Consider the following 14,375-nt stretch of genomic DNA (forward strand, 5'->3'; position numbering starts at 1 on the left):
TTAAAGGCATAATTCTTTTTTCTTTTGATGAGTGCATTAGGTGACACAATCTATATTCTCTCTATTCTGATACCTTTGTTAGGTTTAATTGTAAGAAACTATTTAGTGAACTTGCTTGGATTCGTAATGGGGACTGTAGGCTTTCTAGTCTTCGCACAGAACATGACCGATATCACTTTTAGCGCTTCAACTTTCTATTTAGCCTTACTGCCCTTAGCTTTTGGCCTTATGAACTTCGCATTTTTCTTCAACTGGGTTAAGGAGGAAAGAATATGAGGCGATACAATGTTCTTAACCGAACCTATCCCCAAAACGTATGTAGAGGCTGGAGCTATTATCGATACAATTTTTATCATTATGTATTTAGTCAGAAGAAAGTCAAAAGGCTGGAAAGAGAAATCATACTTGAACCGCAGAGATGGCGCTATTATCGTTATATCAAGTGCGCTCGTTCTGGTGGTGGCGCACTTAGGGAATTATCAGAGCTATTGGGAATATTTAGAGGGATTGCTGATAGACTCGCTTCTATTCTTCTTCGGGATGAAACTGATGGTGAGCAAGAATGAGTGATGGAAAACTTCTTTCAGCATGGGAAGAAGAATTAAAGAAAGCAAAAACTTTAGAAGAGCTTAAACAAAAATACGCAGAAGCGCAAAAGCAGATAACAGATGGAAAAGATCTGAAAAAACTATATAAACTTTATGAGAAACGCGAATTTGAAATAAAGTTAGCGCAGTTTGAGGAACTTAAAAAAGAATTATCTAATAAGAAGAAGAAGCTAAAGAAAGAGAAAGTAGACGTAAATATAAAAATAACAAAGAAGTGGATCAATAGCAGACTTTTCAGCGCAGAGCATTACGTCGCAATGCTGCAGGAGTCTAGGGATGGGCTGCAGCTCTTATTTTTGAGGAAAGCGAAGCTAGTAGAGAATCAAGGTTATTTAATGCTAGAAGTGAAGAAACTTAGAAAAGTATGGGTGCTTAATGGGGAACCGTTACTTCTTGAGCGTAAAAGGATCGTAGGGAAGAAATTTGTTGCCGTGCACTTCACACTCCCGGATTATCCTTATACACTAAATGTTAGTGTGGATGATAAGATAAGGCAACTTACACTTAAGAATATTAACGCACCGCAAATAATACATTCTATTATAAAGACAAAATTCTTTGAGGCGTTAGCGAGAGTAGGGAGTGGACCGGACATGATGATGTTGATAATTGGAATAATCGCGGGAATAGGGATAGGGCTAGGAGTAGGTTTCGGTATAGCCAATGCAAATCTATCTCATTTGCTGGCGCAGCATGTAACAAATACGACGACTACACATTCTGTTAGTCCTTTCCCAACTTCAACTAAAGGTGGTTCTTCATGAAAAAGGAAGAAGAACAAAAGGAAGAACAAATTCTTTGGCCTAAATGGAAGGAAGTTGAGGAATTACTAAAGAGGGTGAGAAAATGAAAAAATCAAACAATGACTTGGAATTATTGAAAAAGGAAAATGAAGAACTTAGAAAAAAGATAGAGGAATTAGAAGCCCAATTAGATGAAAGTGATGAAAGTAACGAAGATGAGGAATTACAAGAAATAGAGAACCCCTATACGGTCACAAATAGAGCAATTTCCGAACTGGTAGAGCCTAAGGACACTATGTTTTACCTTAGCGGAGGCCAGATCGGACTAATATTAACTGCGTTCGAATTTGCTCAGCTTCCCCAATACTTCGGCGAGGAGCCGGTAACAGAACTTGCGGAGTATGCAAATAAGCTAAGGTATTATCTTGTTAGCAAAGGTGGAAGAGGGCGTAGAGATATATTAAGAGTTCTGCGCGTCAGCTCAGGCCAAGTTCATGAGAATGTAAATAAGAGCTTATTCAAACAATTATTACATGGAAGCAAAGACTCAGATCTGGAAAGTGATGAAGAATGACAGAACTATTATGGCTAGCGCAGAAAATTGTGGAAGCATACAAGTCTATGGGCTTTGTCAGCGCAGTGATATTCGGCCCTCAGGGGACCGGGAAGACTACTTATGCGTTCAAGGTAGCGAGAGATGTGGAATTCGCACTTCATAACCTAGAGACGAAGGACGAGGCATGGCAATACGTAAAGTACTTCTTCGAATTGCCTGACGCCCTGACTTTCATCGAGGAAATCACGGAAAGAGATGAACGGATACCATATATTATCTTTGATGACGCATCAATTTGGCTTAGCAAATACTACTGGTATAAGGACTATATGAAAGCCTTCTACTCATATTACGCATTAATAAGGAGTAGGGTATCGGCGGTAATTTTCACAACACCGGCACCAGATGATCTAGCCTATTTCTTGAGAGAAAAGGGATGGTATCAGATAAAGATAGTGTGGAATAATAAGAAAAAGAAAATTGCTATAGCACAATTATATGAAAAGGGATTCGCAAGAAATACAAAAGGTGATTTTACAACAAAATCCACTTATAAAGCATTGGATTATTTCAAAGTAGAGCTTCCTAACAACTTCTACAATGAATATTTGAAGAAGAGAAAAGAGAAAGAATTAGATCTATTAGCGCAGATAAAGCTTTCACTTAGCCAAATTGATCGGCCAAGTAACGAAAATTTAGGGTAGATAACGGGGGTTATCTCAGTGTCTGTTCTTTTAGCCACTCCGCATACTTCCTATACTGTTCTTTTGCTATTCCGAATAAGCTGACATAGTGTTGTGTTAGGATTCTGGTGGGTTTTCTGCCCTGAATAAAGTCTATGATATCCAACGGTATGCCTAACTCCGCCATTTTTGTGGCGACAAATTTTCTAAAATATTTGATATTTACCGATTCCTTGTATTTCTTTTCAAAGCTATTCACTGCCCATTCTGTTGCCTCTACTTTCTTCAAAGGCATAATATGAAAGACATAGAAAGAACCCTTATATCCTCTAGTCCAGTTCAACGGATAATAGCATATACCGTTTTCACATATGTCCTTTTCCGGTTCTCTCAACACCTTTAGGATTTCGCTTAATCTAGCACCGCTTTCTAAAGCTAAACGGTAGATAAAGTAGACGTTCTCGCTATAACCCTTAGCTAACTCTAATGTTTTTTTAATTTCATCAAGTGTAGGGATATGCAAATCTGCGTTAGTCCTTTTCACTTTAACAATCTTCAATATCTTTTCCGCAAATTCTTCAGAAATTATACCGCGTGATGCCAAGAATTTAGCAAATAGTCTATAGGCCTTTTGGGATACTGTAGTCTCACGATAAGGTTTATTTATCGCCAAAACATACTTTTTAGCAGTCTCTTCATTTACTTTTCTTTCGTTGAGCAAAAATTCATAGAAAGCCTTAATGTTGCCGTCTGTCGCATATTGGCGTAAATTGGCAACCAACGTAAGCTTACGGCGTTCTAAAGATTCTTCTAGATCGCTGGTGGTCCCGGGTTCAAATCCCGGCAGCCCCACTATTTTAAGAAATAATTTGCAATTCTTACTGCTATTATTAACGCAAACGAAAAAACTAGAAGTGTAGCAGCTGCAGTTATTGAAGCATCAAAATATGACTGATACTCGTTGTAAATATAAACTGATGCAACACAATCACCATTAAATATCCATCCTGTAACATAAGGAGCTATAATGAATATTGAACCAAATTCGCTAATTGATCTAGCTATTGATGTCAAACCTGCAGATATTATACCTTTAACAGATAATGGTAACATTATTCTAAAGAAAATTCTTGTTTCTGATGCTCCCAAACCTTTTGCAAATTCTTCATAGCTTTTAGGTATTCCTTCATAATAATTTTGCATTGATCTAATATATATTGGAGAGGAAACGATAATCAATGCGTAAATTATTCCTAGATAAGTATAATAGAAATTAATTCCATGTGATAGAAGGAACTTACCAAATGGAGTTAATGGACTATCCATAAATACTAGTGCTATCCCGACTAAAGGATGTGGCACAGAAGCTGGTATATCTACAAATGTCTCTAAAACAGGATTTCTATGCCTTGCTAAATAATAAGCTAAAGGTGAGAATAATAATATGATTATACCTATTGCAACAGAGGCGGAAAATATACTTAACTCTATTGACGAAATTACTATTTTACTAAATGCAATACTCTTAACATAGAATGGGCCATATCCATAAAATAGAATATATAGTAAAGGAATAATTAGAATTAAAGGAAACAAAAAAGATAATATCTTTAGAAGATTAAATTGCCGAAAAGTTACCTGCATATGTTAGTTCTCCCTCATTCACTAAATTAAGTATTTGAGAAGGAACATCAGACTTATTTTGATAGAATAACAATGCAGGATATAGTGGTGTCACGCCAAATTGAGATAATTCCGAATGGTGGGAAAGTAAGAAACTAATGAACTCATAAGCTTCTGTAGCATCGGATGCTCCTTGAGGAACTGTTATATATAGATATACTGGATTACCATGAATATCTAATGATTGACCATTAACAGTTATAGGACATGTAAACTCACTATCCCATGCTGTTTCATTAGCATAGTAACCAAAACTTAACCAAGGTGGCAACGTTAGATACTCAAAGTGTTGCGAAATTGCATAAGACTCATACGAAAATACGAAGTCTAATCTTCCAGCCTCTAATGGTGCCACAAAATCAGCAGTTGTAGATGCTCCTTCAATATTGTGAGAAGAATTAGCTATGGATATATAGTAACTCTCACTATGAGTTGGTGAATATAATTTGCCAGCCATTTTCAATATCAAATACGCGTATAAACCTTCTGGATCGCTAGATGGATAAGATATGCCTAGACTAAAATGTTCGGATAGTAGAGTAAAGAAATTATTCCAATAAGTAGTAGAATTAGTTTTCATTGCCATAGTATAGTTAGAATATAATTCTCCCCAATATGGATTTTGTGTAGTATAGTTGCTATAAACTATTGACATATGATCAGATAGAAATGCTATTGCCCAGCCTGCATCTCTAGATTGCTGTAACTCTACTGCTTGAATATAAGCAACTGGAACGAATAACTGTGGAGGCTCTGCTGTAGTAGCTATCTCAGAGGCTAATGAGAACGAACCACCCGGTACTACTTTCACTGTAATACCAGTAGAGTTTTTGAACTGAGAAGCTAACTGATTAAAAATTGCCTTATATGCGCCAGCTACATAAATAGTAAGTATTCCGGAAGTGGTTGGTGGAGGAGTTATAGAAGTTGTTGTAGTTGAAGTAATAGTTGTTGTAGTAGGAGTTACTTTCGTTGGTTTAGGAATTACTACTAAAGCTATACCTACTATAGCTATTATAACAATAACTGCTATTATTATTCCTTGGATTTTAGTTATACCTTTACGATTTCTCATATGTGTATAGAGTAATATTTCATGATATAAATATTTATCTTTAAATACATTTGATACAGTAGAATTATTAGTTAATAAAGTTAAATTAAAATGTATTTATTATTTAAATAAAAGTTTAATAAATGGAATTCTACACAAAATATTTACTTATAATAGAATATGTTAAATTTTGCATAATATTTGATAATTTTAGAAAGTATGGATCAAGATAAATCTTTGATGGTACATAAATTTCTCTTTTTCCAGATTTTATCGCTTTTATCACAGCATTAGCAACTTTTTCTGGATTAACTGCATATCTAGCAAAAGGATCTGATTTTACTTTAGAAAATGAAGGATGAGAAGTAAAATTAGTTTTTACTGGTCCAGGATAAATACCAGAGACTTTAATGTTATATCTCTTCATTTCAGCCCATAGTCCATTCGTCAGACTTGCTAAGGCTGATTTTGTTGCAGAATATACTAATAGATTTGGAGTACTTACATATGCTGCCTCAGAAATTATATTTACAATTGCACCGCTCTTCTGTTTTACCATATATGGTAAAACTGCTTTCATAAAATATAGTGGGCCTAAAAAATTGGTTTTTATCATATACTCTTCTTCATTTAAATCTGTTTCAAGAAATGAACCATATACTCCAAAACCTGCATTATTAACTACAACATCTATCCTACCATATTCTTCAATTATTTTATTTATAAAGGAAAAAACTGCAGACTTATCTGAAACGTCCAGTTCATAGTTTTGATCTCCTACCTCTGGTTTTGTTCTAGATACAGCAATTACTGTATATCCTTTTTCTTTAAGTTTTTTAGAAGTACACTTACCTATACCTTTAGATGCTCCAGTAACTATTGCAATCATAATAAGGATAAAATAAAACTTATAGCAATAAGCGTTTCCCCAGATTTCTAATAGAAAATATCTGCAAATATTGTTTAAAATCAATTTTAGTATATTTTGTGGAAATTTCTTTCTATTATTTTACTTATCTCGTCTTCAGATATTCCTCGAATTAAAGAGAGATAATGAATAGTATCTTTAATCATTGTTGGTTCTAATAATTTCCCTTTATATACATAGCCTCCATCACTTTCTGTTAGAATTATATCTAATGGAGCTTTTTCTGCTACTAGTTTGTGTTTTTTCTGAAAAGTTACAGAAGGATTAATTGTGATAAAGTATCCTGCTCCTTCAATATCTTTTAGAAGATCAGTAGGCCCTGAGTACCAATGGATTATTGCTTTCTTTATCTCATACTTTGCTAACAGTTTTATTACATCTTCATACGAGTCTACTGAATGTATATTTACCATTTTATTGTACTCGTTCGCCAATTCTAGAAATTTTGTAAAATATTTAATTTGGACCTCCTTTGGTGTTTCAATCCTATAATCTAAACCTATTTCTCCTATAAAATCAGCTTTTTTAATTAACGAAATAATTTTATCATCTATAGCTTCACCTTTGCTAATATTCCATGGATGAATTCCCACTCCTACTAGAATATTTTTGGATTTAATATTTAAATTTTGAATAGACGAGGAGTAATCCATAGATACTGATGCTATAACATAATTTGGATAAGGTTTGCCTAGAAGATTGTAATGACAATGAGCATCATAATACATTAAAATAAATTAGTTATTAATTAGTAGATAAACATAACTATATGACATGGTATACTGGAACTGGAGATTCAGGGAAAACTAAAGTTCCATCGAAAGGAGAAGTTTGGAAGGATGATGATATTGTTAACGCATTAGGAAATTTAGATGAACTTAATGCTACACTAGGTATTGTATCTACACTATATCCAGAACTTAGTTCAGTAATTGAAACAATTCAAAACGATATTTTTACAATATCATCAGAAGTAGCTGGTTTTGAACTAAATTTCAGCGCTGATAGATTAAATTTCCTTGAAGACGAGATTAAAAAAATTGGAAATGAAATCCAACCTTTAAGAAATTTTGTTTTGCCAGGAGGACATATAGCTTCTTCATATTTACATTTTTCTAGGGCTGTATGTAGAAGAGCTGAAAGAAGTCTAGTGAAAATTTATAGAGAAAATAAAGCCAAAAAGTTGCATATAGTTTATTTAAATAGACTATCATCTTTACTCTTTGTTTTAGCATTGTGGATTAACGAAAAAACTAATAATCCAAATGTTATCTGGAAGAAGTTTGGCTAAGTTTATACGCATAATACGCTGTTATATTATCTTGTGCAGAAATACCTACAGTCTTAAAAATAGATGGTCTTTCAACCTTTATGCCCTCAGCTAATATTTTACCTATTTCTAAAACTTTTTTATCATCAAGTAAACCAGAAGATTTAGGTTGTATATAATCTCCTGCTTCTTTGGATACCGCTTCTAAAGAATCTACAATAAACGTTTTAGATTTTCTTATAGTTTCATCATCTATTTCCCTACTATCTGGTGTATGTGCCCCTATACTACTAACATGAAAATCATTTTTCATTAAATTTCCTATAACTACTGGAGTTTTAGATGAAGTTGTGGCATACACAACGTCTGATTCTTTAAGTAATTTTTCTAGATCAACTGCATCTGCATTGATCTTTTTAGCTAATTCTATATGAGATTTTCTAGCTGAAACTAAAATTCTAGATACTGATAAATATCCTTGTGCGATTTTAGCATGATAATAAGCTTCCATTCCTGCACCTATTATCCCTAAAGTATTAATTTTATTTCCATAGGCTATCTCTGTTGATAATACACTAGCGGATGCTGTTCTTATTGCTGTTAATACTGTACCATCCATAATGCTAATTAATTCTCCGGTATCTGGAGAAAAAAGTGCTACTACACCTTGGACAGACGGAAGACCTCTCTTAGGATTATCGTTTATTACATTAACAATCTTAACTGCTACTGAAAAAGCTGTAAAAGAAGGCATTATTCCCCACCAGTTTCCTTTTATAGTGAGGACTTGCCTTTGTGGTTGAGATATTTCACCTTTATAATACATTAGAAAAGCTTCTTTTACAGCTTTTACAGCCTCTTTAGGTGTTAGATATTCTTCTAAATTTTTAGCATCTAAAAATCTCATGGTAACTATTATTAAGAATTAAATTAAATAAATTATTATTATTAGTCCAATATTAACCCCGTTAATATTAAACCACATTATAGTATATAAAAAATGTATTTATAGACAAAAAATAATGTTCTTCTATGAAATCAGAAACTGAAGATATTGAAATAGCGAGACCAGAAGTAGTAATGAACTGGGCTCGAGATCAGTCTAATATAATTTCGATAATTCCAAATGTTGTAGAAATTAAAGGTAATATTATAAAACTTAAATTTACTAGACTTTTACTTTTCTCTTTTGAATCATATTTCAGTATAGAACCTACTTTTGTTGGCAATGGCTTAATTGAATATAAATTAAAGGATAAAAATGATAACGAATTAAAAATAATTTTAACTGCAGAACCCAAAAAAGGCGTAAAAGTCGGAATAAATTATTCTGGAGAAAAAGAATGGATAGTATCTAAGGGATTAAAGAAAATTTTAGATGAAATAACAAATGGAATTAAAAATGAGATAAGCAAATTTAAGGAAGAAGAAATAGAAGAAACTTCGTCAGGAAATTACTCAACATATCTATCAAAAATATCCTCAATATCTAAACTTTTGATGAAGTCCAAATTAGCTAAAAGTGATGAAGTTTCTCTAAAGCAAGGTGAAGTATTGAATTATGTCGAAGAAGCTATTTCCCAGTACTCTAACTATCCTGTAATATACATATCTGGTTCAGGAGATTCTACATTTAGACTATTATTCATTAATGGAGAATTAAAAGGTGTATATATACTAAAAGATGGGAAAGATTCATTTAATGAAGAAGATTTAAATTATTTGAGTGGAGATTTCAAAATTCATATATACGTAGGAATCTCACCAAGAATTGCGGAGGTGATTAAAGAATGAGCATAAGTAGAAAAATACATAAACCATATGTATTGTACGAAGATAAAGACCACAAATTCGTTTGGTTAGGATTAGACGAGTCAGAACACGAAAAAGGAATATTAACAAATCAATATCTAATAGTAGATAATAACGAAGGAGCTTTACTTGACGCAGGAGGATATTTTGTATTTGAGAGAGTTTACGAAAATGTGAAGGAATTTATAAATCCACAGAATATTAAATACTTATTATTTTCTCACCAAGATCCAGATGTTATCGGATCATTAAATTTATGGATAGATGTAACGCCAGACGCTAAGATTTACGCCTCTGGTCTATGGGAAAGATTCCTTCCACATTTAGGATTTGAAGATTCAGTACGAATTATAGATATACCAGATGAAGGAATGAATATAAAACTCGGTAATGATGTAATTAAAGCTATTCCAGCTCACTTCATGCATTCTCCAGGTAATTTCCACTATTATGACACTAAGTCTAAAATATACTTTTCTGGTGATTTAGGTGCTGCTGTATATCCTGCAGGCGTATGGTATTTATTCGTAGAAAATTTTGAGGAACATGTGAAATATATGGAGGGTTTTCATAGAAGATATATAGCTAGCGCAAAGGCAATAAGAAATTGGTTAAAGCATTTAGAAGGATTAGATATACAAATAATAGCACCTCAACATGGATCAATATTTCAAGGAGAAAATGTTAAAAAATTTATAGAATGGTTAAAATCTCTGGATAAAACTGGTATGGATTATCTCTGGCAGGACTAGTAATATCTTTTCATTGCTTTTTTATGTGTATTTAATAAATCATTCTTATTGTGAAATTACAGTTAGGTAGCCCACCAGAAGATGGAAATTATTTTGATTCTTTTATAATTGCTTTGCAAGCAGCTGGTGCCGGAGAAGGTACAATAAAAATGTATTCTAGTGCAATAAAAAATTTCCTAGAGTATATAAAAAAAGATCCTAAAGAAGTTACTTCTAATGATGTAAATAAGTGGATTTTATATTTGTCCTCTCGAAAAGGTAAAATTCAAGGTATTGATAGTAAAAGAGCTAGAAGTGTAACTCTTAGAGAATATGTAATAGCTGTTAGAAGATTTCTAAAATGGTTAGGAGTTCAGATTAACCCTGTTTTACCTAGGTCTAGAAGAAAAGAGATTTATGCACTCAATCAGAATGAAGTAAACGCTATCTTGGAGTCTACTAAAAGGTTAAGAGATAAGCTAATAATAAAATTGTTTTTGGATACTGGATTAAGATCTAAAGAATTGCTGAATTTAAGAGTAAGTGATGTAAATTTCGAAAAGAGGATAATTAGAGTAAGAGAAACCAAAAATGGAGAAGAGAGAGTTGTATTTTTTACAAAAGAAACAGAATCTCTTTTAAGAAGATATATTTTAAGAAAGAATAAAACAGAAAATGACAAGATATTTGATTTAACTTATCAAGCTCTATATAAGATAGTTAGAAGAATAGGAAATAAAGCTGGTATAAGCGGATTAAGGCCACACATACTTAGGCACACATTTGCTACTACAGCTATAAGAAAAGGCGTTCCATTACCGGCGGTACAAAGATTATTAGGACATAAAGATATAAAGACTACACAGATTTATACTCATTTGGTATTAGAAGACTTAGAAAAAGTATATAAGCAAAGCTTTGAATTAAGCTCTTCCTAAAAATCTCCATTTAACCATCTCATTTACATATTCTGCTAGATCTCTAACGCTATTGAAAGATGCAGTTTGCAAATGCAAATACTCAAATTTAGCTTGATTTTCTAGCATTTTTCTCTGTAATTCTTTTACTTTTGGTTTCTTTAAAATATCGTTAAGTTTTTCTTGGCTTAAGTTACCTACTATTTCTCCGTTCATATCATCTGGATAAGGTAAATCACCATTAGGGTATATTGATATTGCATAACTTACTAACCTATTAGGGAATTCACCTTTTAATGCTCTTATAAATCCCCATGAGTTATTCAAAGTAGATGTATATTTTTTCTTTAATTCTGAGAGTACATTGTATAACTCATTAGGATCTGGAGCTAACTTAACTTTAGAATCTGGATAGTCTACTGCAGGAAGTACTAAAATCTTGTAATTGCATTCTCTTACTTTTTTTACTTTATCTTCTAACTTATGTAGGTTATATCTTGTAGCTACTGTCTGTACATTTACTTTTAATCCATATTGCCTAAATTTACACAAGGTATCTAAGGATTTTACGTTCCAATGATATTCATCAATAGAATAGTGCAAAAAGTCTATCTTATCGGCAAGTTTAGATAAAAAATCATCGTCATTTAGCCTATATCCATTTGTTGTCAACATTACGTAAAAAGATCCATCATGAGCATACTGTAATAATTCTAATATATCTTTTCTTGTAGTAGGCTCTCCTCCTTCAAACGATAAAACTACTACTGGAGAATCTCTTAGATTATCTATAATTTTCTTTATGGTTTCTGTACTTCCTTCACCCAGTTCTCCATTATAATAACTAGGATTACAAAAAGTGCATCTAAGATTACATCGAGAAGTTACTTTAAAGGTTGCATAACCTGGATTAAAAGGATCTTTTAATAATTGAGTTTTTATAAACCATCTTACAGCTTTTATATCACGATTCATAATTTAACAAACCTCTTAACATGTGATATGTATTCATATGCATTTTCTTCAATCATTTTAATTTCTTCTTCTTTTAACTTTCTTATAACTTTAGCTGGAACTCCTAATGCTAAGCTATATTCAGGTATTTCTGTATTTTGAGTTACTACAGAACCAGCTCCTATTATAGAATATTCCCCAATTTTACTACCATTTAATAAGATGGAACCCATTCCAATTATAACGTTTGATGAAATTTTTGCACCGTGAATTACGGCATTATGTCCAATAGTTACATAATCTCCTATCTCTAACTTGAAACCAGGATCAGTATGCACTGAAGAATTTTCTTGAATATTAGTTCCTTTTCCTATACGTATTGAATCATTATCTGCTCTTACTACAGTATAATGCCATAAACTACTTAGATCTCCAACTTCTACATCTCCTATTACGTAAGAAGTAGGATGAATATATGCTTTTTCAGATATTCTTGGTTTTTTACCTAAATATTCTTCAATAGGCATATTATTTTTTCTTTAGTTTAGCTATAAAAAATCCTGTCATATCATGAATAAAAGGATGAAATCTTATGAAGTATTCAATTTCGAATCTTGGATCATTAATTACTTCTTCGTTTTCTAGCTTTGTTACTGTACAAGTTGAATATATAACTTCTCCACCTTTCTTTAGAATTTGATACGCTGAAGTTAAAAACTGTTTTTGATATTTTTGTAAATTAATAAGATAATTTTTATCCTTTTTATCATACAATTTAGGTCTTAATCCTAATGCCGAACAAGGTGGATCTATTATTACTTTATCAACATCTTTTATGCCTAATTCTGATAAATATCTTGAATCGTGCATGTAAACTTCTGCTTTTACTGATAATCTATTTAAGAGTTCTTTGGTCTTTTTAACCTTAGTGTAAGTATGATCGAAACCAATTAGTTTAATCCTAGGTTCTAGTTGATAAACATGAGTAAGTTTTCCTCCGGGTGAAGCTGTCATATCAATAATAAATTCTCCAGGCTGTGGATCTACAACTCTGCTAACAAACATTGAAGCCTTGCCTTGAGCATAAATATAGCCATTTTTTATCTCTTCTCTATCAGCTATTTTAGGAGTATAGTACAGTGATTCTGTAGTATTTACCATAATAGTGTCAGAATCTCTAATTAATATCCCGTTACCTACTAATATACCATTTTCTGAAATTATACTAACCTTAGAACCATTACCTAAAATCCTCTTTATGCCTGGAAAATAAGCATTAGCACCCATCATTACGCTTTCGGCTGTCCTTTTATCTACTATAACTTTAGTATCAAATTCTTCTAACTCGTAAGGACCTTTGACTTCCGTATATATTGCTTCTGGAAAATCTTCATCTTTTTTAAATTCAGGAAACTTTTTCAAAATATCATCTACATTTGACTTAAGCGTATTTACTCTAAGATAAAATCTAGAGTTTGGCTTTTTTATACTATCAAGAAATTTATCTAAATTCTCTCCATATACTTCTTCCAGGTCTTTAATAACGAATTCATCGTATTCTAAGGAGATAAATAAGCACCTCTGTTATTTGGTTCTGCAATGAATCCTCCAAATCTGGAAATTAATTCTTCACCTTCTCTTATAGAATTTACAAAAGTAAAGATTGTAGGCCCAAACGATGATACTCCTGCAGGAAATCCAATTTTTTCAAGTTCCTTCATAAGTTTTCTAACTTTCTCTGATTGTAGAGAAACTTCAATTTTCTTAAATCCTAAATTTTGTATTCTTCCTAACGCGTCTAGTGCACCTTCTAAATCTTTTTCTATCACTGATGGTATAAATTCCATCAAAATTATTCTAGATAAAATATCTATTCCTTCTAATTTGGCATTCTTAAATGCCATTAACTCATCTTTTCCAAATATTCTTTTTCCTTCAGGTATATTTACATAAATATACCATGGAAAATCTTTTCTTAAAATCAAAGGTGGAGGTGGCGCTACAGAAAAATCAGAAGGTAAAGCTTCTTTTTTCACTTTAGTTGAATGGCCTCCATCAACTATAAATCCACCATATTCAAATGCGTAAACTCCTATACCTGAAGTAGTACCTCTTTTCACTATTTTTGCTAATTCTATTGAACTCTTATTAATACCATTTTTAGCGAAAGCAAATTTACTTATTGATAATAAATACTGCGTTGTATGTCCTAAACCTATATGCTCACCATAGTTTTCTTCTATACACAAAGGAACATTAGGTATACCTTCAATATTTGGAGATAAACAATTTCCATCTGCTATTACTATTTTTGGATTGCTTAATGCTACTCCCATTCCTCCATCTATTCTACCATATTTACCTTCTAGATCAAACAATGTTATATGAATCCTTGAAAGACCTATTAACCTCATCCTTTTTTAGACAGTGTATAGT

The 14,375-nt window shown here is 32.3% G+C and carries 19 protein-coding genes; 9 read left to right on the forward strand and 10 right to left on the reverse strand.

The window, feature by feature from the left end; translation table 11 throughout:
* The first annotated feature begins 24 nt into the window (after positions 1-24).
* The 5 genes from B6F84_RS10710 (at position 25) to B6F84_RS10730 (ending at position 2,611) form a co-directional block, all read left to right on the forward strand.
* Entirely contained in the window at positions 25-276 is a 252-nt protein-coding gene (locus B6F84_RS10710; protein WP_187152686.1) for a DUF5493 family protein, read from the forward strand.
* 9 nt (positions 277-285) lie between these two features.
* A complete protein-coding gene (locus B6F84_RS10715) occupies positions 286-570 on the forward strand; it encodes a hypothetical protein (RefSeq protein WP_148692228.1) in 285 nt (94 codons plus the stop codon).
* Positions 563-1,372 (forward strand): B277 family protein, encoded by an 810-nt coding sequence (locus B6F84_RS10720; protein WP_148692229.1) that lies wholly within the window; start codon positions 563-565, stop codon positions 1,370-1,372. Before B6F84_RS10715 ends, B6F84_RS10720 begins: the two co-directional genes overlap by 8 nt.
* An 82-nt stretch (positions 1,373-1,454) precedes the next feature.
* Complete coding sequence (locus tag B6F84_RS10725; RefSeq protein WP_148692230.1) at positions 1,455-1,925, forward strand: hypothetical protein; 471 nt, start codon at positions 1,455-1,457, stop codon at positions 1,923-1,925.
* Between the two features lie 47 nt (positions 1,926-1,972).
* Complete coding sequence (locus B6F84_RS10730; RefSeq protein WP_236749117.1) at positions 1,973-2,611, forward strand: hypothetical protein; 639 nt, start codon at positions 1,973-1,975, stop codon at positions 2,609-2,611.
* A gap of 10 nt (positions 2,612-2,621) precedes the next feature.
* Here the strand turns inward: B6F84_RS10730 and B6F84_RS10735 are convergent, their stop codons facing one another.
* The 5 genes from B6F84_RS10735 to B6F84_RS10755 form a co-directional block, all read right to left on the reverse strand.
* A complete protein-coding gene (locus B6F84_RS10735) occupies positions 2,622-3,371 on the reverse strand; it encodes an integrase (protein ID WP_148692906.1) in 750 nt (249 codons plus the stop codon).
* Positions 3,372-3,442: 71 nt separating this feature from the next.
* A complete protein-coding gene (locus B6F84_RS10740) occupies positions 3,443-4,234 on the reverse strand; it encodes an ABC transporter permease (protein WP_148692232.1) in 792 nt (263 codons plus the stop codon).
* A complete protein-coding gene (locus B6F84_RS10745; protein ID WP_148692233.1) occupies positions 4,209-5,348 on the reverse strand; it encodes an extracellular solute-binding protein in 1,140 nt (379 codons plus the stop codon). Before B6F84_RS10745 ends, B6F84_RS10740 begins: the two co-directional genes overlap by 26 nt.
* Positions 5,349-5,478: 130 nt before the next feature.
* Positions 5,479-6,216: an SDR family NAD(P)-dependent oxidoreductase gene (locus B6F84_RS10750; protein ID WP_148692234.1), complete on the reverse strand. Its 738-nt coding sequence runs from the start codon at positions 6,214-6,216 to the stop codon at positions 5,479-5,481.
* Between the two features lie 86 nt (positions 6,217-6,302).
* Positions 6,303-6,989 carry a TatD family hydrolase gene (locus B6F84_RS10755; protein ID WP_187152781.1) on the reverse strand — a complete coding sequence of 229 codons (687 nt, stop codon included), beginning with the start codon at positions 6,987-6,989 and terminating at the stop codon, positions 6,303-6,305.
* 35 nt (positions 6,990-7,024) lie between these two features.
* On the opposite strand from B6F84_RS10755, the gene B6F84_RS10760 reads away from it, so the two are divergent.
* Positions 7,025-7,546: a cob(I)yrinic acid a,c-diamide adenosyltransferase gene (locus tag B6F84_RS10760; protein ID WP_148692236.1), complete on the forward strand. Its 522-nt coding sequence runs from the start codon at positions 7,025-7,027 to the stop codon at positions 7,544-7,546.
* Here B6F84_RS10760 and B6F84_RS10765 read toward each other — a convergent pair.
* Positions 7,524-8,432 (reverse strand): ornithine cyclodeaminase family protein, encoded by a 909-nt coding sequence (locus tag B6F84_RS10765; RefSeq protein ID WP_148692237.1) that lies wholly within the window; start codon positions 8,430-8,432, stop codon positions 7,524-7,526. The two genes, B6F84_RS10760 and B6F84_RS10765, sit on opposite strands and share 23 nt — an antisense overlap.
* Positions 8,433-8,557: 125 nt before the next feature.
* On the opposite strand from B6F84_RS10765, the gene B6F84_RS10770 reads away from it, so the two are divergent.
* From B6F84_RS10770 to xerA, 3 genes are read left to right on the forward strand one after another with little or no spacing between them, the layout of a single operon-like run.
* Entirely contained in the window at positions 8,558-9,319 is a 762-nt protein-coding gene (locus tag B6F84_RS10770; RefSeq protein ID WP_148692238.1) for a hypothetical protein, read from the forward strand.
* Positions 9,316-10,089 carry an oxygen-binding di-iron domain-containing protein gene (locus tag B6F84_RS10775; protein WP_148692239.1) on the forward strand — a complete coding sequence of 258 codons (774 nt, stop codon included), beginning with the start codon at positions 9,316-9,318 and terminating at the stop codon, positions 10,087-10,089. Before B6F84_RS10770 ends, B6F84_RS10775 begins: the two co-directional genes overlap by 4 nt.
* 50 nt (positions 10,090-10,139) lie before the next feature.
* A complete protein-coding gene (gene xerA, locus B6F84_RS10780; protein ID WP_148692240.1) occupies positions 10,140-11,006 on the forward strand; it encodes a site-specific tyrosine recombinase/integron integrase in 867 nt (288 codons plus the stop codon).
* On the opposite strand, the gene B6F84_RS10785 is transcribed toward xerA, so the two are convergent.
* Genes B6F84_RS10785 through B6F84_RS10800 form a run of 4 tightly spaced genes read right to left on the reverse strand, consistent with a single transcriptional unit; the run spans position 10,992 to position 14,353 of the window.
* Positions 10,992-11,960 carry a radical SAM/SPASM domain-containing protein gene (locus B6F84_RS10785; protein WP_148692241.1) on the reverse strand — a complete coding sequence of 323 codons (969 nt, stop codon included), beginning with the start codon at positions 11,958-11,960 and terminating at the stop codon, positions 10,992-10,994. The two genes, xerA and B6F84_RS10785, sit on opposite strands and share 15 nt — an antisense overlap.
* Positions 11,957-12,466: a gamma carbonic anhydrase family protein gene (locus tag B6F84_RS10790; RefSeq protein WP_148692242.1), complete on the reverse strand. Its 510-nt coding sequence runs from the start codon at positions 12,464-12,466 to the stop codon at positions 11,957-11,959. Before B6F84_RS10790 ends, B6F84_RS10785 begins: the two co-directional genes overlap by 4 nt.
* A gap of 1 nt (position 12,467) precedes the next feature.
* The gene (locus B6F84_RS10795; protein WP_148692243.1) at positions 12,468-13,472 is read right to left on the reverse strand and encodes an RsmB/NOP family class I SAM-dependent RNA methyltransferase; all 1,005 of its coding nucleotides are present in this window, start codon (positions 13,470-13,472) and stop codon (positions 12,468-12,470) included.
* A 26-nt stretch (positions 13,473-13,498) separates the two neighbouring features.
* Positions 13,499-14,353 (reverse strand): beta-ribofuranosylaminobenzene 5'-phosphate synthase family protein, encoded by an 855-nt coding sequence (locus B6F84_RS10800; RefSeq protein WP_148692244.1) that lies wholly within the window; start codon positions 14,351-14,353, stop codon positions 13,499-13,501.
* Positions 14,354-14,375 lie beyond the last annotated feature (22 nt).

The organism is Acidianus manzaensis (genome assembly GCF_002116695.1).
In the GTDB taxonomy this organism is placed as follows: Archaea; Thermoproteota; Thermoprotei_A; order Sulfolobales; family Sulfolobaceae; genus Acidianus; species Acidianus manzaensis.